18 protein-coding genes are annotated in these 22,456 nt (G+C 71.8%); 8 read left to right on the top strand and 10 right to left on the bottom strand.

Translation table 11 applies throughout. The features are described 5' to 3' along the window. Positions 1-63 precede the first annotated feature (63 nt). Positions 64-1,431, top strand: a complete 1,368-nt coding sequence (locus ACZ5GH_RS23470; protein WP_387750474.1) for an L-serine ammonia-lyase — start codon at positions 64-66, stop codon at positions 1,429-1,431. A gap of 109 nt (positions 1,432-1,540) precedes the next feature. On the opposite strand, the gene ACZ5GH_RS23465 is transcribed toward ACZ5GH_RS23470, so the two are convergent. After that, complete coding sequence (locus ACZ5GH_RS23465; protein ID WP_387750471.1) at positions 1,541-2,134, bottom strand: NADPH-dependent FMN reductase; 594 nt, start codon at positions 2,132-2,134, stop codon at positions 1,541-1,543. Between the two features lie 142 nt (positions 2,135-2,276). Between ACZ5GH_RS23465 and ACZ5GH_RS23460 the strand changes: the two genes are divergently transcribed. After that, positions 2,277-3,017 carry a TetR/AcrR family transcriptional regulator gene (locus ACZ5GH_RS23460; protein ID WP_387750468.1) on the top strand — a complete coding sequence of 247 codons (741 nt, stop codon included), beginning with the start codon at positions 2,277-2,279 and terminating at the stop codon, positions 3,015-3,017. Positions 3,018-3,078: 61 nt separating this feature from the next. On the opposite strand, the gene ACZ5GH_RS23455 is transcribed toward ACZ5GH_RS23460, so the two are convergent. The 4 genes from ACZ5GH_RS23455 to ACZ5GH_RS23440 form a co-directional block, all read right to left on the bottom strand. Next, positions 3,079-3,939: an EamA family transporter gene (locus ACZ5GH_RS23455; RefSeq protein ID WP_464335173.1), complete on the bottom strand. Its 861-nt coding sequence runs from the start codon at positions 3,937-3,939 to the stop codon at positions 3,079-3,081. Between the two features lie 519 nt (positions 3,940-4,458). Beyond that, positions 4,459-5,088 (bottom strand): RloB family protein, encoded by a 630-nt coding sequence (locus tag ACZ5GH_RS23450; protein ID WP_387750462.1) that lies wholly within the window; start codon positions 5,086-5,088, stop codon positions 4,459-4,461. Further along, on the bottom strand, positions 5,042-6,361 hold the full coding sequence (locus ACZ5GH_RS23445) for an AAA family ATPase (RefSeq protein ID WP_387750459.1): 1,320 nt from the start codon (positions 6,359-6,361) through the stop codon (positions 5,042-5,044). Before ACZ5GH_RS23445 ends, ACZ5GH_RS23450 begins: the two co-directional genes overlap by 47 nt. A gap of 271 nt (positions 6,362-6,632) precedes the next feature. Then, positions 6,633-7,067, bottom strand: coding sequence for an ATP-binding protein (locus ACZ5GH_RS23440; RefSeq protein ID WP_387750456.1), 435 nt, complete (start codon positions 7,065-7,067; stop codon positions 6,633-6,635). 163 nt (positions 7,068-7,230) lie between these two features. Here ACZ5GH_RS23440 and ACZ5GH_RS23435 point away from each other — a divergent pair, with 163 nt between their 5' ends. The 3 genes from ACZ5GH_RS23435 to ACZ5GH_RS23425 all read left to right on the top strand — a co-directional run bounded on the left by ACZ5GH_RS23435 (position 7,231) and on the right by ACZ5GH_RS23425 (position 9,346). Next, positions 7,231-8,043 (top strand): helix-turn-helix domain-containing protein, encoded by an 813-nt coding sequence (locus ACZ5GH_RS23435; RefSeq protein WP_387750453.1) that lies wholly within the window; start codon positions 7,231-7,233, stop codon positions 8,041-8,043. Next, the gene (locus tag ACZ5GH_RS23430; RefSeq protein ID WP_387750451.1) at positions 8,040-8,300 is read left to right on the top strand and encodes a DUF397 domain-containing protein; all 261 of its coding nucleotides are present in this window, start codon (positions 8,040-8,042) and stop codon (positions 8,298-8,300) included. Before ACZ5GH_RS23435 ends, ACZ5GH_RS23430 begins: the two co-directional genes overlap by 4 nt. A gap of 209 nt (positions 8,301-8,509) precedes the next feature. Then, complete coding sequence (locus ACZ5GH_RS23425) at positions 8,510-9,346, top strand: hypothetical protein (protein ID WP_387750448.1); 837 nt, start codon at positions 8,510-8,512, stop codon at positions 9,344-9,346. A 270-nt stretch (positions 9,347-9,616) separates the two neighbouring features. Here ACZ5GH_RS23425 and ACZ5GH_RS23420 read toward each other — a convergent pair whose 3' ends face one another. The 4 genes from ACZ5GH_RS23420 to ACZ5GH_RS23405 all read right to left on the bottom strand — a co-directional run bounded on the left by ACZ5GH_RS23420 (position 9,617) and on the right by ACZ5GH_RS23405 (position 14,348). Next, on the bottom strand, positions 9,617-10,096 hold the full coding sequence (locus ACZ5GH_RS23420; protein ID WP_387750445.1) for an ATP-binding protein: 480 nt from the start codon (positions 10,094-10,096) through the stop codon (positions 9,617-9,619). Positions 10,097-10,305: 209 nt separating this feature from the next. Further along, entirely contained in the window at positions 10,306-11,553 is a 1,248-nt protein-coding gene (locus ACZ5GH_RS23415; RefSeq protein WP_464335172.1) for a L,D-transpeptidase, read from the bottom strand. A 214-nt stretch (positions 11,554-11,767) separates the two neighbouring features. Next, entirely contained in the window at positions 11,768-13,018 is a 1,251-nt protein-coding gene (locus ACZ5GH_RS23410) for a L,D-transpeptidase (protein WP_387750439.1), read from the bottom strand. 205 nt (positions 13,019-13,223) lie between these two features. Further along, entirely contained in the window at positions 13,224-14,348 is a 1,125-nt protein-coding gene (locus tag ACZ5GH_RS23405; protein ID WP_464335171.1) for a L,D-transpeptidase, read from the bottom strand. Between the two features lie 342 nt (positions 14,349-14,690). Between ACZ5GH_RS23405 and glgX the strand changes: the two genes are divergently transcribed. After that, entirely contained in the window at positions 14,691-16,871 is a 2,181-nt protein-coding gene (gene glgX, locus ACZ5GH_RS23400; RefSeq protein WP_464335170.1) for a glycogen debranching protein GlgX, read from the top strand. A gap of 6 nt (positions 16,872-16,877) precedes the next feature. Here the strand turns inward: glgX and ACZ5GH_RS23395 are convergent, their stop codons facing one another. Continuing rightward, entirely contained in the window at positions 16,878-18,305 is a 1,428-nt protein-coding gene (locus ACZ5GH_RS23395) for a family 2B encapsulin nanocompartment shell protein (RefSeq protein WP_387750430.1), read from the bottom strand. A gap of 233 nt (positions 18,306-18,538) precedes the next feature. On the opposite strand from ACZ5GH_RS23395, the gene ACZ5GH_RS23390 reads away from it, so the two are divergent. Together ACZ5GH_RS23390 and ACZ5GH_RS23385 are read left to right on the top strand one after the other, a co-directional pair. Next, the gene (locus tag ACZ5GH_RS23390; RefSeq protein ID WP_464335169.1) at positions 18,539-20,449 is read left to right on the top strand and encodes an ABC transporter ATP-binding protein; all 1,911 of its coding nucleotides are present in this window, start codon (positions 18,539-18,541) and stop codon (positions 20,447-20,449) included. Then, a complete protein-coding gene (locus ACZ5GH_RS23385; RefSeq protein WP_464335168.1) occupies positions 20,446-22,293 on the top strand; it encodes an ABC transporter ATP-binding protein in 1,848 nt (615 codons plus the stop codon). Before ACZ5GH_RS23390 ends, ACZ5GH_RS23385 begins: the two co-directional genes overlap by 4 nt. The last annotated feature ends 163 nt before the right edge of the window (positions 22,294-22,456 follow it).

Below are 22,456 nucleotides of genomic sequence, written 5' to 3'. Positions count from 1 at the left end.
CGTCCCGTGTCGGCCCCTCCCTGCCCGCAAGTCCTTCCACGAGACCAGACAAGGACGTCCCCCGTGGCCATCAGCGTCTTCGACCTCTTCTCCATCGGCATCGGCCCGTCGAGCTCCCACACCGTGGGCCCGATGCGCGCCGCCCGGATGTTCGCCCGCCGACTGCGCTCCGAAGGCCTGCTGGACCGCGTGACGGGCGTGCGCGCCGAGCTGTACGGCTCGCTCGGCGCCACCGGCCACGGCCACGGCACCCCGAAGGCCGTCCTGCTGGGCCTGGAGGACAACTCGCCCCGCACCGTCGACGTCGACCAGGCCGACAAGGACGTCGAGCGGATCATCGCCGAGAAGCGGCTCAGCCTGCTCGGCGAGCACCCCGTCGACTTCGACCCGGACACCCAGCTGGTGCTGCACCGCCGCCGCTCGCTGCCGTACCACGCCAACGGGATGACCCTGTGGGCGTACGCGGCGGACGGCTCCACCCTGCTGGAGAAGACCTACTACTCGGTCGGCGGCGGCTTCGTGGTGGACGAGGACGCGATCGGCGCGGACCGGGTCAAGCCCGACGACACCGTGCTGAAGTACCCCTTCCGCACCGGCGACGAGCTGCTGCGGCTCAGCCGGGAGACCGGGCTGTCGATCTCCGCCCTGATGCTGGAGAACGAGAAGGCCTGGCGCAGCGAGGAGGAGATCCGGACCGGGCTGCTGGAGATCTGGTCCGTGATGCAGGAGTGCGTGCGGGCCGGCATGTCCCGCGAGGGCATCCTGCCGGGCGGCCTCAAGGTCCGCCGCCGGGCGGCCGCGGGCGCCCGGGCGCTGCGCGCCGAGGGCATCGGGCCGGCCAACGCGATGGAGTGGGTGACCCTCTACGCGATGGCCGTCAACGAGGAGAACGCCTCCGGGCGGCGGGTGGTCACCGCGCCGACCAACGGCGCGGCGGGCATCATCCCGGCCGTCCTGCACTACTACCTGAACTTCATCCCGGGCGCCGACGACGACGGCATCGTCCGCTTCCTGCTCGCGGCCGGCGCCATCGGCATGCTGTTCAAGGAGAACGCCTCCATCTCCGGCGCCGAGGTCGGCTGCCAGGGCGAGGTCGGCTCCGCCTGCTCGATGGCCGCGGGCGGCCTCGCCGAGGTCCTCGGCGGCACCCCCGAGCAGGTCGAGAACGCCGCCGAGATCGGCATCGAGCACAACCTCGGCCTCACCTGCGACCCGGTCGGCGGCCTGGTCCAGATCCCCTGCATCGAGCGCAACGGCATGGCCTCGGTCAAGGCCGTCACGGCGGCCCGGATGGCGCTGCGCGGCGACGGCCGGCACCACGTCTCGCTGGACAAGGCGATCAAGACGATGAAGGAGACCGGCGCCGACATGAAGATCAAGTACAAGGAGACCTCGCGCGGCGGCCTCGCCGTGAACGTCATCGAGTGCTGATTCCGGCACATCGAGTGCTGATCCCGGCATTCTGAAGGCCCCCGGGCGGACCCCCGTCCCGCCCGGGGGCCTTCGCCGTCCCCCGTTCCCTCCCCCGTCGCTCCCTGGCTCAGGCCGCGAACGGGCGGGCCCGCCGGGCGTCCCGCAGCGCCCGCGCCCACCAGGTGAGCTGGTCGAGCATGGTCTTGGCGGCGGCGTCGGCGGCCGGGTCGAGCGCCCCGCCGTCGGCGTCGAAGCACCGCGCGGCGCCGTGGAAGCTGACCGTGTTGCGGATCGTCGCGGCGTTCAGCTCGGCCAGCACCACCCGGAGCTGCTCGACGGCCCGCAGGCCCCCGGACAGGCCGCCGTACGAGACGAAGGCGACCGGCTTGCCGTGCCACTCGCGGTTGTGCCAGTCGATGGCGTTCTTCAGCGGGGCCGGGAAGCTGTGGTTGTACTCGGGCGTGACGATCACGAACGCGTCGGCCGCCTCCAGCCGGGGCGACACGGCGGCCAGCAACTCGGCGTCGGCCGACGGGACTTCACCCCCGAAGGACGGGAAGGTGACCGGCAGCGGGGTCTCCACCAGGTCGATCCGGTCGGCGGTCAGGTCGCCGCGGGCGTCGAGGTGGCCGAACAGCCAGTCGGCGACCACCGGGCCGAAGCGTCCCTCGCGGGTGCTGCCGACGAGGACCGCGACCTTCAGGGCCTGCTCCGTGGACATGGGGATCCCCCTCCTGGATCTGGTGTACGGCGTATCCGCCGGATACAACGTACACAGCGAGGTGTACGGCGTCCACTACCGATACGCCGTACGCACGAGGGTGCTACGGTGGGCCCGCCCCCCGTCGGAAGGAGCCCGCCCCATGCCGGCCCAGCAGGCCCCCGCCGCAGGCGACGACAAGCCCCCGGCCTCGCTCTGGGAGCGCCTGGCCCGCCCGGCCCCCGCGCCGCGCACCACCCTGACGCCGCACCGGATCGCCGAGGCCGCGGTCGCCATCGCCGACGCCGAGGGCCTGGACGCCGTCACCATGCGCCGACTGGCCGCCGAGCTCGGCGTCGCCCCGATGGCCGCCTACCGGTACGTCTCCGGCAAGGACGAGCTCATCGAGCTGATGGTCGACTCCGTCTACGGCCGGCTCCCGCTGGACGCCCCCGCGGAGGGCTGGCGGGAGACCATGCGCGCCCTGGCCGTCCATCTGCGGGCCATGCACCTGGCCCACCCGTGGACCGTCCGGGCGGCCACCCCGTTCGCCCTCAGCCCCCACCAGCTCGCCGTCCCGGAGCACGCGTTCACCGCCCTGGCCGACCACGGCTTGGACGCCGACACCACCATGGCGGTGTTCCGCACCGTCACCGGCTACGTCCACGGCTCGGTCTCCGCCGAGATCGCCCTGGAGGCCCTGCGCCGCGAACGCGGCTGGTCCGACGGCGACCAGATCCGGGCCGGCCTCGCCCCCCGGATGAGCTGGCTGATGGCCACCGGCCGCTACCCCGGTTACGAGCGCTACCTGCACGAGGCCACCCGCAAGGACGACCCCGACTGGCAGTTCGAGACCGGCCTCGACTGCGTCCTCGACGGCATCGCCACCCACTTCGCCCTCTGAGGCCTGGCCCCGCGGCGCGGGAAGTCGGCCCGGCCGACTTCTCGTGCAGTGGTGGTCGGCGCTACCTTCGCGCTGGAAGGGCCAGGACGGCCAGGCCGCCGGCCAGGACGGCGAGGCCGCACCAGGAGACGGCGGGCAGGCGCTCGCCCAGGGCCGCCACGCCGAGGACCGCCGCGACGGCCGGCTCGGCGAGGGTCAGGGTGGTGGCGGTCTGGGCGGTGGTGTGGCGCAGGCCGCGGCCGAACAGCCAGTACGCGAGGAAGGTGGTGACCACCGCGAGGTGCAGCACCACGCCCGCCCCGCGCGGCGAGGCCAGCCATCCCGGGTCACCGGCGACCAGCACCGGCAGAACGATCAGCGCCCCGCCGCCGAACATCGCCCCCATCACCCCGCCCGACGGGTGCCCGTGCGCGATCAGCCGCCCGCCGATCAGCGAGTACAAGGCGTACGAGAGCCCGGAGAGCGCCGCCAGCAGCACACCCTGCGGGTCCACCGACCCGCCGCCGCCGGCGAGTTCGGGGCCCAGCACCAGCAGCGCGCAGCCGAGCACGGCCAGCGCCGTGGCCCCGGCCCACCGCCCGTCCGGCCGTCCCTGCCGGGACAGCCATCCGAGCAGCCCGGTGAACACCGGTGCGCTGCCGAGCGCGATCACCGTCGCGACCGCCACCCCGGTGCGGCTCACCGCCGGGTAGAAGGTGAGCGGGTACCCGGCCACCGCGACCGCGCCGGCCGCGAGCAGCCACCGCTCGCGCGGCCCGCAGGCCCGGGGCAGTGCCCGGGCGGAGCGGTCGGACAGGAACAGCAGCAGCCCGCCGAGGACCAGCCCGGCGGCCCCGATCCCGGCCGCCGGGGCACCGGCGGGCGCCAGCGAGCTGACCGTCCCGGTGGTGCCCCAGAGGGCGGAGGCGATCAGGATCGGCACCGCGCCGCCGCGCGGACGGGCGCGGCGGGGAGCCGGGGAATCGGCACGGACAGGCGAGGACAAACGATTCGGCACAGGGGTGAACTTCCGTCGTCGAAGACCGTCAAGGCAACTGGTTTCGAGAACGGGCGCACGCCGTCGGCCCACGGCGGCCACCATCAGGCCGAGCCGGGGTCGCAGGGGATCAAGCCACCGAAGCGCGCGCCCGGTCAGGCGCTGAGCGGTGGCAGCACGACGTGCCAGTACAGGTTCACGCGTCGATGGTAGCGACCGACCCGCGCGAGAAGTCGGCCCGGCCGACTTCTCGCGCGGCCTGACCCACGGGTCCGGCACTCCTTACGCGGGGTATCGGCCCGTCGGAAGGACCCGCTCATGCGCCGCTCCCGCCTCCAGCTGTCCCTGGCCGTGACGGCTATGGTCGCCTCCGAGGTCGTGCAGGACGAACCGTACCTGTGGCCCTGCCGGTGCTCCGCGACCCGCAGGCCCAGCCGGAGGGCGCGAAGATCACCCGGCGGCCCTTCACAGCCGCGCTTCACCACCTCCGATGGCGAGCGCGAGCTTCCACATCCCGGTGGACGGATTGACCTCGTGCTCCTTCCCCCATTCGGCCAGTTGCTCCGCCCGCCTCGCAGCCAGCCGCCAGTGCGGCGCGTAGCGGTCGAACTTCATGCCGGTCTTGCCGTATCCGGCGGGGAACACTTCACCAAGGACCGGCATGAGCTCCTTGAAGGAGCGAGCCGGACGGCGATAGTCCTTGAAGTGCAGCAGGAGCCACACCTCGAAGCAGGGGTTCGAGAACGCTACCTCGATGTTCTTCCGCCGCGCTTCGACTGCCGTCCGCTCCAGGTCGGGAAAGTCGTCAACGTCGAGAACGCACCACGTCGCGTCGTATTCGCCGCCCGCCTGGTCACGCAGGAGCACCGCGTGGTCAACGACCTGGGAGGGCGACCTCGGGTGTTCGACGATCCTCAGGGAAACGGCTGAATTCCGAACGCTCGACTTCAGCCCCTGAAGGTAGTCGCGCTCGGTCACCTTCGCGCCACAGACCACCAGAAGCCTCTGCTTCGACTCCCGGTGCCCCGTCCGCCTGGTCAGTGACGTGTCAAAAGAGGGACGCTTGCGTCCGCTCGGCTTCTCCGCCCTTGCCATCATCGTCCCCCCGCGCCGCCACGGCGCTGGCAAAATTGTCGTCGATGTACGGCACACCGCCGTAGCTCCCGCTGAGGTACCGTCGCTCGCGGTTCTCCTCCTGGCGCGGCTTGAAGTCGGCGAGGGCGAACAGCTCCGTCTCGCCGTGCTCGGTCTTCTCCACGAACCAGACCTGATCCCGCCGCAGGACGTCCTCCCCGCCTGCCCGACCGAGCAGACTGGAGTCGTGCGAGGTGAAGATCAACTGGGCACCGTTCGGATTGGTCCCGGAATCCTGGAAAAGCCCGATCAAGCGTGCTGTGAGAATCGGGTGGAGGCTCGAATCGATTTCGTCCACCACGAAGGTACCGCCCCGACGGAGTGCCCCCATGATGAGAGGTGCCTGCCGCAGCAGGGCCTGAGTGCCCTCGGACTCCTCGGACACGTCCATCCTGACGATCCCGTCGCGCCCGCGATGTCCTATCCACGGGCGCATGACCTCACGCGGTCCGTGCTCTTCGAGTTCCGCGAGCCGCCATTGCGGAATGCGCGTGCCGTAGCGTTTCCGCAGCTCCTCCTCATCCAGCAGCACGCGATCTGTGCCGCATTCCGCGATCCCGAGGTCTGCGGCGCGCAGCAGACCGATGAACTCGGGATTCCGGTCCGGGTTCTCCAGGATTCGCGCCACACCGATGCCGCTCGCTCCCTGTGACCGTCGGCTGAACTGCAGGCTCCGGGCGAACCAGTCGTAAACAGGGCGGAAGTCGTCCTGCCGGGAGCGTGCCGCGAGGGACATGAAGAGGACGTTGGGCTCGGTGATGTTCTCGACCAGTTCCAGCTCCCGCCGGTGCTGCGAATCGCCGATCTCCAGTCCATCCACCGAACGTTCGAAGATCTTGCGCTTCCGGCCGTGGGGAAAGCTGTGCAGCCACTCGTCGACCACTCGGTCGTCGTCCACGCTGAACCCGTAGGTGTAGCGGACTCCGTCGATGAGTAGGTCCACCACGTACCAGGACGGTTCCTCTCGCGCCGCCCCTTCGAGACGGAAGGGCTGCCGGGCCACACCACCGTCCGGCTCCGCGTCCCGGTGCGAGTTGACGACCATCCTGCTCATGTACGCCAGGGCATCGATCACGTTCGACTTGCCGGCGGCATTGGCTCCGAAGATGCCCGCCACAGGGACCGCTTCCCAGTGCGTCCCCGGCGGCCTGTCCGCTTCATAGACCGGGTTGAGCTGGAGCGATTGCTCCTCTCTGATCGAGCGGTGGTTCGCGACCCTGAAGTTCAGCAACATCTGCGATCCCCCCTTCGCGGGCTGTCAGGCGTTTCTCTGCAAGTCAATCGCGCAAACCGGCCTTGGGCAAGCCTGAACAGGCTGCCACACGCCCGCGGCAGCCTGAAGATCGTGGACTTCCCGCACCGAGGCCGCGAGGCCGGCGCGAGAAGTCGGCCCGGCTGACTTCTCGCGCGGTCGGTGGGTGGCCCAGTCGGCGGGCCACAGAGCGGCGGCGAGCGCAGGAAGTCGGCGGGGTCGACTTCCTGCGCGGGCGGTGGGGGAAGGGGGCTCAGCCGTGGGGGTTGGCCGGGGCGGGGAGGGCGAGTTCGCACCAGACGGTCTTGCCGATGTAGCCCTCGCCGCGCGGGTGGGCGCCCCAGGATGTGGCGAGGGCGGCGACGAGTTCGAGGCCCCGGCCGGACTCGTCGTCGGGGGTGGCGTCGCGCAGGGTCGGGAGGTCGGGGTTCGCGTCGGAGACCTCGATGCGGAGCAGGGAGACGGTGGGGAGGAGGACGCGCACGCCGATCATCCGATCGCGCGGGGAGCGGGCGTGACGGCAGGCGTTGGTGACGAGTTCGCTGAGGAGGATCAGGCCGGTCTCGGCGGCGTCGACGGGCACCTCCCACTCGAAGGCCTGCCGGATGAAGCGGATCCGGGCACGGCCGGCGCTGCGGGGGAGGCGGGGGAACATCCACTCGACGAGGTCGGCAGGCTGAGTGAGCATCAGGGAGTCCTTGGGGGTGTACGGACGGCTTCACTCGTGAGGGCTGAGTTCGGCCATTTCACCCTTCAAGGGTCGGCAGCCAGGCATAGCCTCAGGAGTAACCACGTAAGTACAGCCAGAGCTTTGACCGCCCAGCGACCAGGGCAGGAAGGGGTGCCGGGCCGTGAGCACGCCGAAGCAGAACCCGATGTCGTGGAGGTACTGCGGCGATCAGGTCAAGCGCTGGCGCACACTCGCGGGCGTGAGCCGGGAACAGCTGAGCCAGGCCGCCCACTACGACATCGAGAGCGTGCGCTCGATGGAGGCAGGAAGGCGCAAGCCGACGCTCCAACTGCTGCAGGCGGCAGACGAGTTGTGTGACGCGAAGGGGATGCTGCTGGGAGCGGCGACCTTCATGACGCCGGAGAAGTTTCCGTCCTACTTGCAGGGCTACACGGACGCCGAAGCCAGCGCCATCGCGATCCACACGTACGAAGCCCTGCTCATCCCGGGACTGCTCCAGACCGAGGAGTACGCCCGAGAGTTGATCAGCCATTCCCTGCCGCCCCTGGACGACGACACCGTCGAGGCGCGCGTGGCGGGCCGAATGCAACGCCAGGAGAAGCTGGCGAACTCCCCGAGGGTGCTATTCGGCTTCGTGATCTACGAAGTCGCACTGCGGGCAAAGGTCGGCAGCGCGGACCTCATGAAGAGGCAGCTCGCGCACATCATCGATTTGAGCAGTCGGCGGAACGTCGCGGTCCAGGTACTTCCCGCGAACCGTGCGGCCTACCCAGCCCTCACCGGCCCCATCACCCTACTGGAGACGGCCGACCGCGAGGAGCTGGCATACGTGGAAGGACATCGGACCGGCGTGCTGCATGCCGACCCGGACAGGGTGAACGTCCTCAAGCAGCGGCATGGCATGATCCGCATGCAGGCCCTCAGTGTTGAGGAGTCCGTAGAGTTCATCGGGAAAGTCTCGGAGGAGCTATGAGCGCCGAAGCCGACTGGTTTAAGTCCAGCTACAGCGACGACAATGGCGGCGCCTGCGTCGAAGTCGCCGTCTCCTGGAGCAAGTCCAGCTACAGCAATGACGACGGCGGCAACTGCGTCGAAGTGGCCTCCTGCCCCTCCACCGTCCACGTCCGGGACTCCAAGGACAAGGCCGGCCCGACCCTCGCCTTCTCCCCCGAGGCCTGGTCGTCCTTCGTCTCCTTCGCGGCCGAAGCTCAAGCCGCCGAGGCCGAGTGACCCCTAAGGGAATGGGTGGGCAACCACCTTCCAACCAGCCCCGTACACAGCACATATGACTTATCGTCACAGCTTCACCACGCCGCGTTCCGCCGTGTAGCGTGCGCACCAACGAAACAACCCCCGCCGGTGTTAGCAGCACCGAACGGGGGTCTGACCCTCACGATCGAACGGAACTCGATCCTGTGGCTGCCCACGACTCTACCCCCATGGCCTCTCCCGGGTACGGCAAGCAGTCCGCCCCGGAGCAACTCCCCCGCTCCGCGACCGACTTCGCCCACCTCCCGGCGCGCGAGGCGTACCTCGCCTCGCTCATCGACCACCTGCCCGACGGCGCCGCCATGGACGTCAAGACCCTCGCCGTCCTCCAACCCCACTACGGGCAGATGGCCTGCCGCACCGCCCTCAACAGGCTCTCCACCGCAGGCCACCTGCGTCGCGTCCGGGAGCGCATCAGCGCCAAGGACTGCCGCTGGGTGTTCCGCACCTACTTCTCCCGCACGCCCCGCTCGGACGCCTGGTGGACGCGGTTCACCATGACCGGCGAGACGTCAACGCCCACCACGCCCGATCCCCCGCAGGAGCGAACGCTCAACCGCACCTCCCCCGCCTCGGCCGCCTACGCCGCCCTCGCCGGCCTCGGCCTCGCGGACGCCCGCCTCGCCCTCTCCGCCGCCGACTGCGCCGCGCTCGAACCGCTGGCCGCCGAGTGGCTGGCCCGGGGCACCACGCCCGCCCTCTTCACCGCCGCGCTCACCGCGAACCTCCCGCCGGACATCCACAGCCCGGCGGCCTTCACCCGCCGCCGCCTGCTCGACAAGCTGCCCCCGGACCGCACGCCCCTGGACGGCCACCCCCGGCAGGCCCGCGTCCTCGAATGCACCGCCTGCCGCACCCCGTGCCGTCCGCACGCCCTCCTCGGCGGCCTCTGCCGCGCCTGCCACGGCGCCCCTCCACCCCCGCCGCCCCGCTCCGGCGGCCTCTCCCCCACCGCCGTCCGCGCCCACGCCGCCCGGATCCGGCAAGCCATGGCCACATCACCGTGATCATGAATATTCACAGGCGATGGCGTTAACCTATGCAAAATCCCAAGGTGAACCAGATAACAAACCTTGCATTCCAAGTCATCCGGTTTGCTCACATGCTGAGATCCGTGCGATAGTCAAGGCGTCGAACTTCGGCGGGCCCGACCTGGCACTGCCGACGCCCATCGCGCGGCACGCACCCCCTTGGCCGGCGCGATGACCTGCAGGGGCCCCCATCCGCCGGACCACGGCGAATCCGGGGGCCCCGCGTGTTCTCCCGGGCCGGGAGCCTCAGCCCCGCACCTTCAGCTCGAACCAGACGCCCTTGCCCCTCGGCAGCAGGTCCGCGCCCCAGCGGTCGGCGAGGTCGTCGACGATCCTCAGCCCCCGCCCCCGCTCGTTCACCGGGCTGGCCTCGGCGAGGATCATGCAGGGCAGCGCCCGGGAGGAGTCCCGGACCTCGATCCGCAGCCAGCCGGGCTTGCGGCTGACGTGCAGGCCGATGGTCCGTCCGGCCGCGTGCCGCACCGCGTTGGCCACCAGCTCGCCGGTCAGCAGCTCCCCGACCTCCAGGTGCTGGTGGAGATCCCAGGACTCCAGGACGCACAGCACCAGCCGACGGGCCACCGGCCCCGACTCCGTCCGGGACGGCAGCCGCACCTCGTTGGGCGCGGACGGGTCGCGGAGTCTGTCGGAGTACATCTCCTCCAGCTCCTCGGAGGAGAGCCGCTCCAGCGCCGAGAGCCCGCCCTGGAGGTGGATCCAGGACACCTCGGCCACCGCGCCGGCCCCGGAAACTGACGACTGATCTGTTTCGCCCCAACCCGCCATGCGGACCATCATTGCGGAACGCAAGCAGCCGCGTACGGACAATGAGCAAACGATCTCACCCGATCGGCATATGCCGCGAGCAAGAAGGGGCCACCCGGGCCGACTTCCGTCAAGCCCGGGTTGACCCCGGCTCCCCGCTCAGCCGCCGGCTACCAGTTGCTCCACGGCAGGTTCCAGCCGCTCAGCCCGTTCGCCGGGTCGAGCGTCTCCTTCCTCGACGAGTTCTTCACGGTCATCACGTCGCCGACCAGCGAACCGTCGTAGAACTTGCCCATCGAGGTGTCCGCACCGCCGCCCTCGACGTCCTTGAGGCCCACGCAGCCGTGGCTGACGTTGTCCTCGCCGAAGGTGCTGTTCCTGCTCCACCAGTTGCCGTGCACATAGGTGCCGGAGGTCGTCAGCCGCATCGAGTGCGGGACCTGGAGGTCGTACGGCGCACCGGTCATCCCCGGGAGGGTGCTGGACTGCATCCGCACCACGCCCTCCTTGGACATGATGACCATCGTCCCGTTCCAGGTGGGGTGTTCGGGCGCACCGGCGCTGATGTCGATGTCGCTCGGCACGCCGTCCCGTACGACCGTCATCTTGTGTGCGGCGACGTCAACCGTCGAGATCTGGGACCGCCCGATCGTGAAGGGCTCGTCCCGGTCCCCGCCGTACACCCCCGGGGCGATCTCGACGCTCTTGAGGCGGTAGTGCACGACCACCTTGGTGCCGGGCTTCCAGTACTGCTCCGGACGGAAGTCGATCCGGCGGTCGTCGAACCAGTGGCCCTTGACCACGGTGCCGTTGTCGGTCTCGAAGGTGATGCCCCTGGCGACCTCGTCCCGGTTCCTGACGTCCTTGCTGAAGTTCACCGAGACGATCATGCCGACGCCGTAGGTGGCGCCGTTGTCGACGTTGTCCGAGGCCTTGGCGAGCGCCGTCGGGGTCAGCGTGGTGAAGCTGCTGTCCGCCGTGGCCACCGCGCCGTCGGCGTCCGCGGCCATCGCGCTGACCTGGTAGGCGGTGCCCACCTCCAGCGGGGCCGCGGGCGCCCAGGAGGCGCCGTCCGCGGCGATGGCGCCGGGGACCTCCTTGCCGGTCCGGTCGTTCACCTTGACGGTGGTGAGCCTGCCGCCCGTCGCGCCGATCTTCAGCGCGTTCGGCGCCACGTCCACCGAGCCGGCCTTGGGCTCGATGCTCACGGCGGCGGTGGAGACCTTCGGCACCGTGCTGGTGGGCGCCGCCGCCGCGGGCTTGGCACTGGCCGCACCGGCCGCACCGGCCCCGAGGTCGGCCTTGGCCGCGCTGCCCGCACCCGATCCACTGCCCCCGTCACCCCCGCCGCAGGCGGCCGTCAGCGCCATCGCCCCGCCGACCAGACCGACGGCCACCACTCTGCGTATCGACCTCAACGTCGATTCCCTCCCTCAGAAAACCCGAGAAACTCCCCGTGGACCCGACGGACCCGACCGGACACACGCGCCCGGCCACCGGAAAGGTTGCGCCATTCGTGAGGCTCGTCGCCCCGGAAACCGCGGCGGTCCGACCCCAACGGGTGAGGTCGGACCGCACGACGGAGGACTCGCCGGTAGGCCCGGAGTACCCGGGCCTACCGCCGGGTAGGGCCTACCAGTTGGCCCACTCCAGGTTCCAGCCGCCCAGCCCGTTGGAGGGCGCGACGGTCTTCTCCTTGGTGTTCACGATCTTGATGGGATCGCCGATCATCGAGTCGTTGAAGAACTTGCCCGCGACCGAGCTGTCGCTGCCGCCCTTCACGTCCTGCATCGACACGCAGCCGTGGCTGGCGTTGGTCTTGCCGAACGGGTTGGCCCAGTAGTTGCCGTGCACGAAGGTGCCGGAGGTGGTCAGCCGCATCGCGTGCGGCACGTCCTGGATGTCGTACTCGCCGCCGAGACCGACGGTCTGCGAGTTCATCCGGGTGACCTTCTCCTTGGACATGACGACCATCGTCCCGCCCCAGGACGGCGTGGCGTCCGCGCCCAGGGTGACCGGCACGGTGGTGCTCTTGCCGCCGGTCTCGATGGTCATCTGGTGCGACTTGGCGTCCGCCGTGGAGATCATCGAGCGGCCGATGGTGAACGGCTCGTCCTTGTCCACGTCGCCGTAGATGCCCGGCGCGACCTCGACGTTCTTCAGCCGGTACTTGACGGTCACCTTGGTGTCCGGCGCCCAGTACTGCTCCGGACGGAAGTCCACCCGGCGGTCGCCGAACCAGTGGCCCTTGACCACGGTGCCGTTGCTGGTCTCGAAGGTGATGCCCTTGACGACGGCGTCCTTGTTCTTGACGTCCTTGTTGAAGTTCACCGAGACGATCATGCCGACGCCGTAGGTGGCGCCGTCGCTGATGTTGTCGTTGGTGGAGATCTTCTTCTCCGGCGTCAGCGTGGTGAACGAGGTGGTGGACGCGGCCACCAGACCCTCGCCGTCCTTGGCCTGCGCGTTCACCTTGTACGCCATGCCGACCGCGAGCGCCCCCGTGGGCTTCCAGGCAGCACCGTCCGGGGTGACCGCACCCTCGACCGGCTTGCCGTTCTTGTCGGTCACCTCGACCGTGGTGAGCTTGCCGTTGGAGACGGACACCTGGAGCCCGTTCGGCGCGACGTCCTGGGCGCCGTCCTTCGGCTCGACGGCGAGCACCGCGGCCGAGGGCTTCGGCGTGGCCGGCGCGCCCCCGTCCGCCGCCGCGGGCGCCGAGGCCGCGCTGCCGCCCGCCGAGTCGCCCGAACCGCTGCCCTTGTCGTCGTTGCAGGCCGCGGTGAGCAGCAGTACCCCGCCCATGACCAGCGCCATCGCACCCCGGCGCCCGTAGCGGTTGCTGGTGCGTATCGCGGTGCCGGCCGTCTTACCCGTCTTCACGGTTTCTCCCCTCCCGGTATTCACTCTCTTGACGCGTTGAGTGCCCCTGTGAGTTGCACCGGTCGCCGACTCTTTCGGCCCGGGCTGCGGACGCGCCGGAGCAGGATAACTAAGCCGTTCGAGTGAACCCCGGGAGGAGTCGGGTTGACGGCATGTGAAGCAGTCGTAAAGACGGACGGAACGGGCGGAATCGGGCCGAAGTGCCCTACGGTGCGGCGGGCCCGGACGGCGGACCGGACGCCCCGGCCGACGGCGCCCGGCGCAGCGCGCTGCCCGCCACCCACTGCTCCCACGGCACGTTCCAGCCGTTGAGCCCGTTCTGCGGCGGTACGAGGTCACCGGACGAGGCCGTCACCTCCAGCACGTCCCCCGGGAGGGTGTGCTCGAACAGCCAGCCCGCCGGGGAGTCCTTGCTCGCCCCGCCCTTGGCGTCGGCCAGCCCGATGCAGCCGTGGCTGGTGTTGGCGGCGCCGAACACCTGCGGGTCCGCCCAGTAGTTGCCGTGCACGAAGGTGCCGGAGGCGGTGAGCCGCATCGCGTGCGGGACGTCCTTGATGTCGTACTCGTCGCCCATGCCGACGGTCTGCGAGTTCATCCGGGTCTCCCGGTACTTCTCCGACACCACCATCACCCCCCGGTAGGTGGAGTGGTCGGGGCTGCCGCCGGAGACCTTGAGCACCCGGACCACCCTGCCGCCCTGGCCGGCCCGGACCGTCAGGGTGTGGGCGTCCAGGTCGACGGTGGAGACCTGCGCCCGGCCGACGGTGAAGCGCAGGTCCCGGGTCTGGGTGCCGAACTCCCCCGGCGCGCCCTGCACGTCCTTGAGCCGCAGCGCCACCGTGACCCTGGTGCCGGCCGCCCAGTACCGCTGCGGACGGAAGTCCAGCCGCTGGCCGCCGAACCAGTGCGCGGCCACCGGCACCGGCGGGTCGGCGACGACCTGGACGGCCTTCTCCACCGCCGCCCGGTCGGCGATCGGACGGCTGAAGCGCAGCGACACCGGCATGCCGACGCCGACCGTGGAGCCGTCCTCCGGCGTGAAGAACGCCACGAAGGTGTGCTCCCGCGCCGCGGTCGTGAACGCCGAGTGCTGGGCCGCCTTCTGGCCCCGGTCGTCCTCGGCGACGGAGTCCAGGGTGAACGCGGTGCCGAGCGGCAGCGGGCCGTCCGGCGCCCAGCCGGCGCCGTCCGGGCCGATCGTGCCGGGCACCTCGGTGCCCTTGGCGTCGGCCAGCCGGACGGAGACCAGCCGCCCCTGGACGACGCCCACCCGGACCGCCCCCTCCGGCTTCACGTCCTGCGCCCCGTCGGCCGGCAGCGCGCTGATCACCGCCCGGGAGGGCGCCGGCGGCGCCGTCCGCCCGCCGGCCGCGACCGCGTCCCCGCCCGGCACCGCCGGGGGGAGGCCCCCGCCGCACCCCGTGAGAACGGCCAGACAGCAGGCCACCGCCGCCGCGCCCCGCGCCCACACCCGTCCTCGGCGCCGCATCCCGGGGCCTCCCACTGTTCACGTCTCGACGCCCGGAACAACGAGGCGCGGCGACGCGGGGACACGCCGGTCGCCCCGGAATCCCGCCCCCGTCGACCCGCCCGTCCGGGCACACTGCTTCCGGCCGACGCAATCCGGGAAAGAGAAGGTGAACGGACCCGGAACACCGCGCCCAGGGAGGCCATGGCGATGGCGTCGGACCAGGAGCTGACCCCCGGCAGCTGGCAACCCCTGGGCGCCCGCTACCGCACCGACCGGCTCGGCCGCCGCGGCACCAACTTCGCGCTCTGGGCGGGCGGCGCCGAGGCCGTCGAGCTGTGCCTGTTCGACGAGGACGGCCGGGAGAGCCGCCACCGCCTCACCGAGCAGGACTTCCAGGTCTGGCACGGCTTCCTCCCCGGCGTCCTCCCCGGCACCCGCTACGGCTTCCGGGTGCACGGCCGCTGGGACCCGTGGACCGGCGCCCGCTGGAACCCGGCCAAACTGCTGCTCGACCCGTACGCCCGCGCCGTGGACGGCTGTTACACCTCGCACGACGCCGCCTGCGCCGCCGTCCGCGACTGGCCCGAGGCGGACGTCGCCGACACCGTCCGGGACAACCGCGACTCCGCGCCGTACGTGCCCAGGTCCGTGGTCGTCCACGACGACGACGACTGGTCCGACGACCACCGCCCGAAGACCCCCTGGCCCGAGACGGTGCTCTACGAGCTGCACGTGCGCGGCTTCACCATGCGCCACCCCGACGTCCCCCCGGAGCTGCGCGGCACCTACGCCGGCCTCGCCCACCCCGCCGCCGTCGCCCACCTCACCCGGCTCGGGGTGACGGCCGTCGAGCTGCTGCCGGTGCACCAGCACGCCAGCGAGGACCACCTGCAGGCCCGCGGACTGGTCAACTACTGGGGCTACAACACGATCGGCTACTTCGCCCCGCACGCCGGCTACTCCGCCTCCGGCTCCCGCGGCGGCCAGGTCGGCGAGTTCAAGCGGATGGTCCGCGCCCTGCACGCCGCCGGGATCGAGGTGATCCTGGACGTGGTGTTCAACCACACCGCCGAGGGCGGCGCCCTCGGCCCGGCGCTCTCGCTGCGCGGCATCGACAACGCCGCCTACTACCGCCTCCCGCCGAACCGCCCGCGCGGCTACGCCGACTACACCGGCTGCGGCAACACCCTGGACACCCGCCGTCCGCAGGTGATCCGGCTGATCACCGACTCGCTGCGCTACTGGGTCGCCGAGATGGGCGTGGACGGCTTCCGCTTCGACCTGGCCGCCGCCCTGGCCCGCGGCGGCCCGAACGGCGGGGACGCCGTCGACCCGGACCACCCCTTCCTCGCCGCCGTCGCCCAGGACCCGCTGCTCAGCCGGGTGAAGCTGATCGCCGAGCCCTGGGACGTCGGGCCGGGCGGCTACCAGGTCGGCGGCTTCCCCCCGCCGTGGGCCGAGTGGAACGACCGGTACCGCGACACCGTCCGGGACTTCTGGCGCGGCGCCCGCCCGGACGTGCGCGAACTCGGCTACCGCCTCTCCGGCTCCTCCGACCTCTACCAGCGGGCCGGCCGCCGCCCGTACGCCTCGGTCAACTACGTGACGGCGCACGACGGTTTCACCCTGCGCGACCTGGTCTCCTACGACCGCAAGCACAACGGGGCCAACGGCGAGGACAACCGGGACGGCACCGACGACAACCGCTCCTGGAACCACGGCGCCGAGGGCGAGACCACCGACCCGGCGGTCAACTCGCTGCGGCTGCGCCAGCTCCGCAACCTCACCGCCACCCTGCTGCTCTCCGCCGGCGTCCCGATGCTCACCGCCGGGGACGAGCTGGGCCGCACCCAGGGCGGCAACAACAACGCCTACTGCCAGGACAACGAGGTCGGCTGGCTGGACTGGTCGCTGCTGGAGCAGCCCTGCTGGCAGGAGCTGTGCGAACTCACCGCCCGGCTGGTCCGGTTGCGCCGGGCCCACCCGGTGCTGCGCCGGCGGGCGTTCTTCTCCGGCCGGGCCCGCACCCCCGGCGGGCAGCCCGACCTCGCCTGGTTCACCCCGCGGGGCCGGGAGATGACCGAGGACGACTGGTTCGCGCCGACCGCCTGCCTCGGCATGCTGCTCTCCGGCACGGCGATGTCCGAACGGGACGACGCCGGGCTGCCGTTGAGCGACGACGGCTTCCTGCTGCTGCTCAACGGGGGCCCGGAGCCGGTGGTGTTCACCCTGCCCGGCGAGCCCTGGGCGGCGCCGTCGGCCGACTGGGAGACGGTGGTCGACACCGCCGCCGCGGACTCCGGCGGGCCGTGCCGGCGCGGCGCCGTCGTCCTGGGCGGGCGCTCGCTGCGACTGCTGCGCGCGCCCGCCCCGGACGCCTAGACCGGGTCAGCCGCGGGCGCGCCCGAGCTCGACGTTCTCCAGCACACCGATCGCGTCCGGCACCAGCACCGCCGCCGAGTAGTAGGTGCTGACCAGGTAGGAGGCGATCGCCTTCTCGTCGATGCCCATGAACCGGACGTTCAGGCCCGGCTCCACCTCGTCCGGGATGCCGACCTGGGTGAGGCCGACCACGCCCTGGTTGTCCTCGCCGACCCGCATCGCGATGAACGCGGTGGTCTGCTGGTCGGACACCGGGATCTTGTTGCACGGGAAGATCGGCACCCCGCGCCAGGTCGGCCGCCGCTTGCCGAGGACGTCGACGGTGCCCGGGTAGAGGCCGGCCCGGTTGCACTCCCGCTCGAAGGCCGCGATCGCGCGCGGGTGGGCGAACAGGTAGTCGGTCTCGCGGCGCATGCTCAGCAGCTCGTCCAGGTCGTCCGGGGTGGGCGCCCCGGCCCGGGTCTGGATCCGCTGGTCGAAGTCGGCGTTGCCGAGCAGGCCGAACTCCGGGTTGTTGATCAGCTCGTGCTCCTGCCGCTCCCGCAAAGCCTCGATGGTCAGCCGCAGCTGCTCCTCGGTCTGGTTCATCGGCTTGTTGTAGAGGTCCGCGACCCGGGTGTGCACCTTGAGGACGGTCTGCGCCACGCTCAGCTCGTACTCGCGCGGCCTCAGCTCGTAGTCCACGAAGGCGCGGGGCAGCTCGTACTCGCCCTCGTGGCCGGCCGAGAGGTCGATCTCCGCCTCGCCGTGCTCGTTCTGCGCCTGCGCGGCGTCGGCGGCGAAGCCCAGCAGCTGCTCGCGCAGCGACTCGGAGCGGCCGATCAGCTCCTGGAGCACCGACCAGGACAGCGCCATCGCGACACCGGGGGTGCTCGCCCGCACGGTGTACGGCCAGCTGCCGCCGCCCTCGGTGATCGCCTCGTCGCCGAGGTGGTCGCCGTCCGCGAGCGAACCGAGCACGGTCTGCTCGCCGTACTTGCCGGTGCCGATCCGGTCCACCTTGCCGTGCGCGATCAGGAACACCTCGTCGATCGGCGCCCCCTCCCGCACCAGCTCCTCGCCCCGCGCGAAGTCCCGCTGCACGAACCGGCGGGCCAGCTCGGCCAGCACCTCCTCGTCCTCGAAACCGCGCAGCGCCGGCACCTCGGTCAGCGAGGGGGCGATCACGCTCACCGCGGAGCCGGTCTTCGCGAAGCTCACCCGGCCGCGCCCGGGGGCGTAGCTCAGCCGCCGGTTGACCCGGTAGGTGCCGGCGCTGACCTGCACCCACGGCAGCATCTTCAGCAGCCAGCGGGAGGTGATCTCCTGCATCTGGGGCTTCGACTTGGTCGTCGTGGCCAGGTTCCGCGCCGCGGTGGTGCTGAGGCTGAGCTGGGCCCGTACCTGCACGGTTGTGGAGCCCGGGCCGGGGGTCGGCTCGGTTTCGACCGTCATCTGAGCACTCCTGTCACTCTCGTAACACCGAACATCCGTCAGGAGATCTCATCGGTCGATCGGCGGGCGCTCGCAAGAGGCGCACGGCGCACTCCTCCCTGCACGAACGGCGGCGCACGCCCCGCATCTCACGCCCGCCCCGCCCGTTCGGGTGGCCGGTTCTCGCCGAGCGTCCCCGACAGGCGCGAAAAACCGGATGAGAAGTGACCGGCTCTCTGCCTACGCTCACCGAGATGGCCGAGAACAGACAAGACCCCGAGAACCCGCCCCAGGGAAGCCCCCGGACCGCCCCGACCGACGCGCTCGCACCGACCGACGGAGCCGACGGAGCCGGTCCGACCGGGCCCGGGCCGCGGCGCTCCGCGGTCCGCTCCCTGCTGCGCCTGTGGCCGTACGCCCGCGCCGTCCGCGGCCGGCTGGCCGTCTCGGTGACGACCGCCACGCTCGGCATGCTCAGCACCCTCGCCGTGCCGGTGGTCCTCGGCCTGATCGTGGACGGCCCGCTCGCCGAGCACGACCTGGCCGGCCTCTGGCCGCTGGTCGGCCTGCTGCTGCTCCTCGGCCTGGTCGAGGCCGCGCTGTTCTACACCCGCCGGGTGGTGCTGGCCCGCCCGCTGGCCGGGCTGGAGACGGCGATGCGCGGGGACCTCTTCGCCAAGCTCCAGCGGCTGCCGGTCTCCTTCCACGACCGCTGGGGCTCCGGCCAGCTGCTCTCCCGGGCCACCGCCGACATGTACACCATGCGGCTGTTCCTGGCCTTCCCGCTGGTCTTCCTGATCGTCAACTCGGTGATGTTCCTGGCCGGCACCGCGGTGATGTTCACCCAGGACTGGCGGCTCGCGCTGATCGCCCTGACCCCGGCCGTCCCGCTGTTCGTGCTCACCCGGCGGTTCGAGGCCGGCTACTCCGGCGCCGCCCGGCTCGCCCAGGACCAGAACGGCGACATCGCCACCCTGGTCGAGGAGTCCGTCCTCGGCATCCGCATCCTCAAGGCCTTCGGCCGCCACCGCTCGATGGCCGACCGCTTCCGCGCCCAGACCCAGCAGCTGCGCCGCACCGAGCTGCACAAGGCGCACCTGCTCGCCAACCTCTGGGCGGTGATCGTCGGCCTGCCGGAGATCGCGCTCGGCTGCGCCCTCGCCGTCGGCTCCTACCTGGTGGCCCACGACGAGCTGAGCGCCGGCACCCTGGTCGCCTTCCTGTCCACCGCGCTCGCGCTGCGCTGGCCGGTCGAGTCGCTCGGCTGGCTGCTCGCCTACGCCAACGAGGCGGCCACCGCCACCGACCGCTTCTTCGAGGTGCTGGACGAGCCGGACACCCCCGAGGCGGACACCCCCGCCCCGGGCGCCGCCGCCGGGCCCGCCGCCCGGGACGGCATCCGCCTCACCGGCGTCCGCTTCCGCTATCCCGACGCCCCCGATGGCACCCCCGACCTGCTGGCCGGCATCGACCTGCACATCCGCAGCGGCGAGACGATGGCCCTGGTCGGCGCCACCGGGAGCGGCAAGACCACGCTCACCGCGCTGCTCCCCCGGCTGTACGAGGCCACCGGCGGCACCATCACGCTGGACGGCCGGGACATCCGCGAGCTCCCCCGGCAGCGGCTGCGCGAACTCGTCGCGGTCGCCTTCGAGGAACCCACCCTGTTCTCCGCCACCGTCCGGGAGAACGTCCTGATGGGCGCCCCGGGCGCCGGCGAGGAGCAGCTGCGCACCGCCCTCGCCACCGCCCAGGCCGGCTTCGTCGAGAAGCTCCCGCAGGGCCCGGACACCGAGGTCGGCGAGCAGGGCCTGAGCCTGTCCGGCGGCCAGCGCCAGCGCCTCGCGCTGGCCCGCGCGGTGGTCGGCGACCCGGCCTTCCTGGTGCTGGACGACCCGCTCTCCGCGCTGGACGTGCACACCGAGGCCCTGGTCGAGCGGGCGCTGCGCGAGGTCCTCGGCGCCACCACCGCCCTGGTGGTCGCCCACCGCCCCAGCACCGTGCTGCTCGCCGACCGGGTCGCGGTGCTGGCGGACGGCCGGATCACGGCCGTCGGCACCCACCAGGAGCTGCTGCGCGACTGCGCGCACTACCGAGAACTGATGTCGGGCGAGGCCACCCCGGTGCCCGACGGCCCCCTGCTGTCGAAAGGAGGGCACGCGTGACCACCACCGCCGAACCCGTGCAGGCCGGCCCCGCCGCGCCGATCGAGGAGGAGCTGCCCCCGCCGCCCGCCGACGAGGAGGACATCCCCGTCCCGCCGGGCGCGCCCCGGGCGCTGCTGCGCTCGCTGCTCGGCCCGCACCGGGGCCGGATCGCCATCGCCATGGTGGTGATCCTGGTCCAGCAGGCCGCGCTCCAGTCCGGCCCGCTGCTGGTCGCGGTGGCGATGGACCGCGGCATCCCGGCGCTGCGCGACCACGACGCCGGCCCGCTGATCGCGGTGGTCGCGGCGTACCTGTTCTGCGCGCTGCTCAGCCCGGTGCTGCAGTGGGTGTTCATCAAGATCAGCGCCCGGGTCAACCAGGACGTGGTGCTGGAGCTGCGCGGCCGGATCTTCCGGCACGCCCAGCGGCTCAGCCTGGACTTCCACGAGCGCTACACCTCGGGCCGGATCATCTCCCGCGCCACCAGTGACATCGACGCCCTGCGCGAGCTGCTCTCCGAGGGCCTGCAGGAGCTGCTGGCCGTCTTCCTGTCGGTCTGCTACATCTCGGTGCTGCTGGTGGTGCTGGACTGGCGCCTCGGCCTGGTCTCGCTGGCGTCCTTCCTGCCGCTGGCGCTGATCGCCCGGTCCTTCCGCCACCGTTCGCGCCGGGTCTACCGGCGCTCGCGCACCTCGGCCGCCTCGCTGATCGTCCGCTTCACCGAGACCATGAACGGCATCCGCCCGGTGCAGGCCTTCCGCCGCGAGGAGGCCAACGACGCCGCCTTCGCGGTGATCAACCGGCAGTCCGCCCTCGCCACCGCGGACGGCTTCCTGGAGCTCGCCCGCTACGTCGGCCTCTCCCGCACCACCGCCAACCTGTGGACCACCGGCGTGGTGCTGCTCGGCGGCTACCTGGTCGTCGAGGACGCGCTGGAGCTGGGCGTGCTCACCGCCTTCGCGCTCTACCTGCGCCGGCTCTACGACCCGGTCGACCAGCTGGCGATGTTCCTGAACAGCTACCAGTCGGCCGCCGCCGCCCTGGAGAAGATCGCCGGCCTGCTCGCCCACGAGCCGACCGTCGCCGAGCCGGCCGAGCCGAAGCCCCTCCCGGGTGGGCGGACCACCGCCCGTGAGGTCTCCTTCGAGAAGACCCGCTTCGCCTACCGCACCGGCAAGGAGGTGCTGCCGGCCTTCGACCTGCTGATCCCGGCCGGGCAGACGGTCGCGGTGGTCGGCGCCACCGGCGCGGGCAAGTCGACGGTCGCCAAGCTGCTGGCCCGCTTCTACGACCCGACCGACGGCCGGATCCGGCTGGACGGCGTGGACCTGCGCGACCTGGCCACCCCCGAGCTGCGGCGCGGGGTGGTGATGGTGACCCAGGAGTCCTTCCTGTTCTCCGGCACCGTCGCCGAGAACATCGCGATCGGCCGTCCCGGCGCCACCCGCGAGGAGGTCGAGCAGGCCGCCCGCGACATCGGCGCGTACGAGTTCATCGCCGCCCTGCCGGACGGCTTCGACACCGACGTGCGCAAGCGCGGCGGCCGGATCTCGGCCGGCCAGCGCCAGCTGGTGGCCTTCGCCCGCGCCCTGCTGGCCGACCCGGCGGTGCTGATCCTGGACGAGGCGACCAGCTCCCTGGACGTCCCCGGGGAGCAGGCCGTGCAGCGGGCGATGCGCACCGTGCTGGCCGGCCGGACGGCCGTGATCATCGCCCACCGGCTCTCCACCGTGGAGATCGCCGACCGGGTCCTGGTCATGGACCAGGGCCGGATCGTGGAAGATGGCTCCCCACAGGAGCTGATCGACGGCTCCGGCCGTTTCGCCGCCCTCCACCGGGCCTGGCGGGACAGCCTGGTCTAGGCCCTCGGCCCCCTGAATGTGCCCGTCCGGGTGCGCCGTCACGCACCCGGACGGGCCACCCCACTTCCCGACCGGAGGTACGGCCGCGGCCGTGCGCCCGGTTCACGGCGGTGCCGCGTGGGCGGCCGCCGTCCGCCTCGGCGGGACGGCGGCCGTCCGTGCG

It is taken from the genome of Kitasatospora sp. Xyl93 (genome assembly GCF_055383135.1).
Note: the sequence above shows the minus strand (reverse complement) of the source record. Positions and strands in the feature narration are given on the sequence as shown.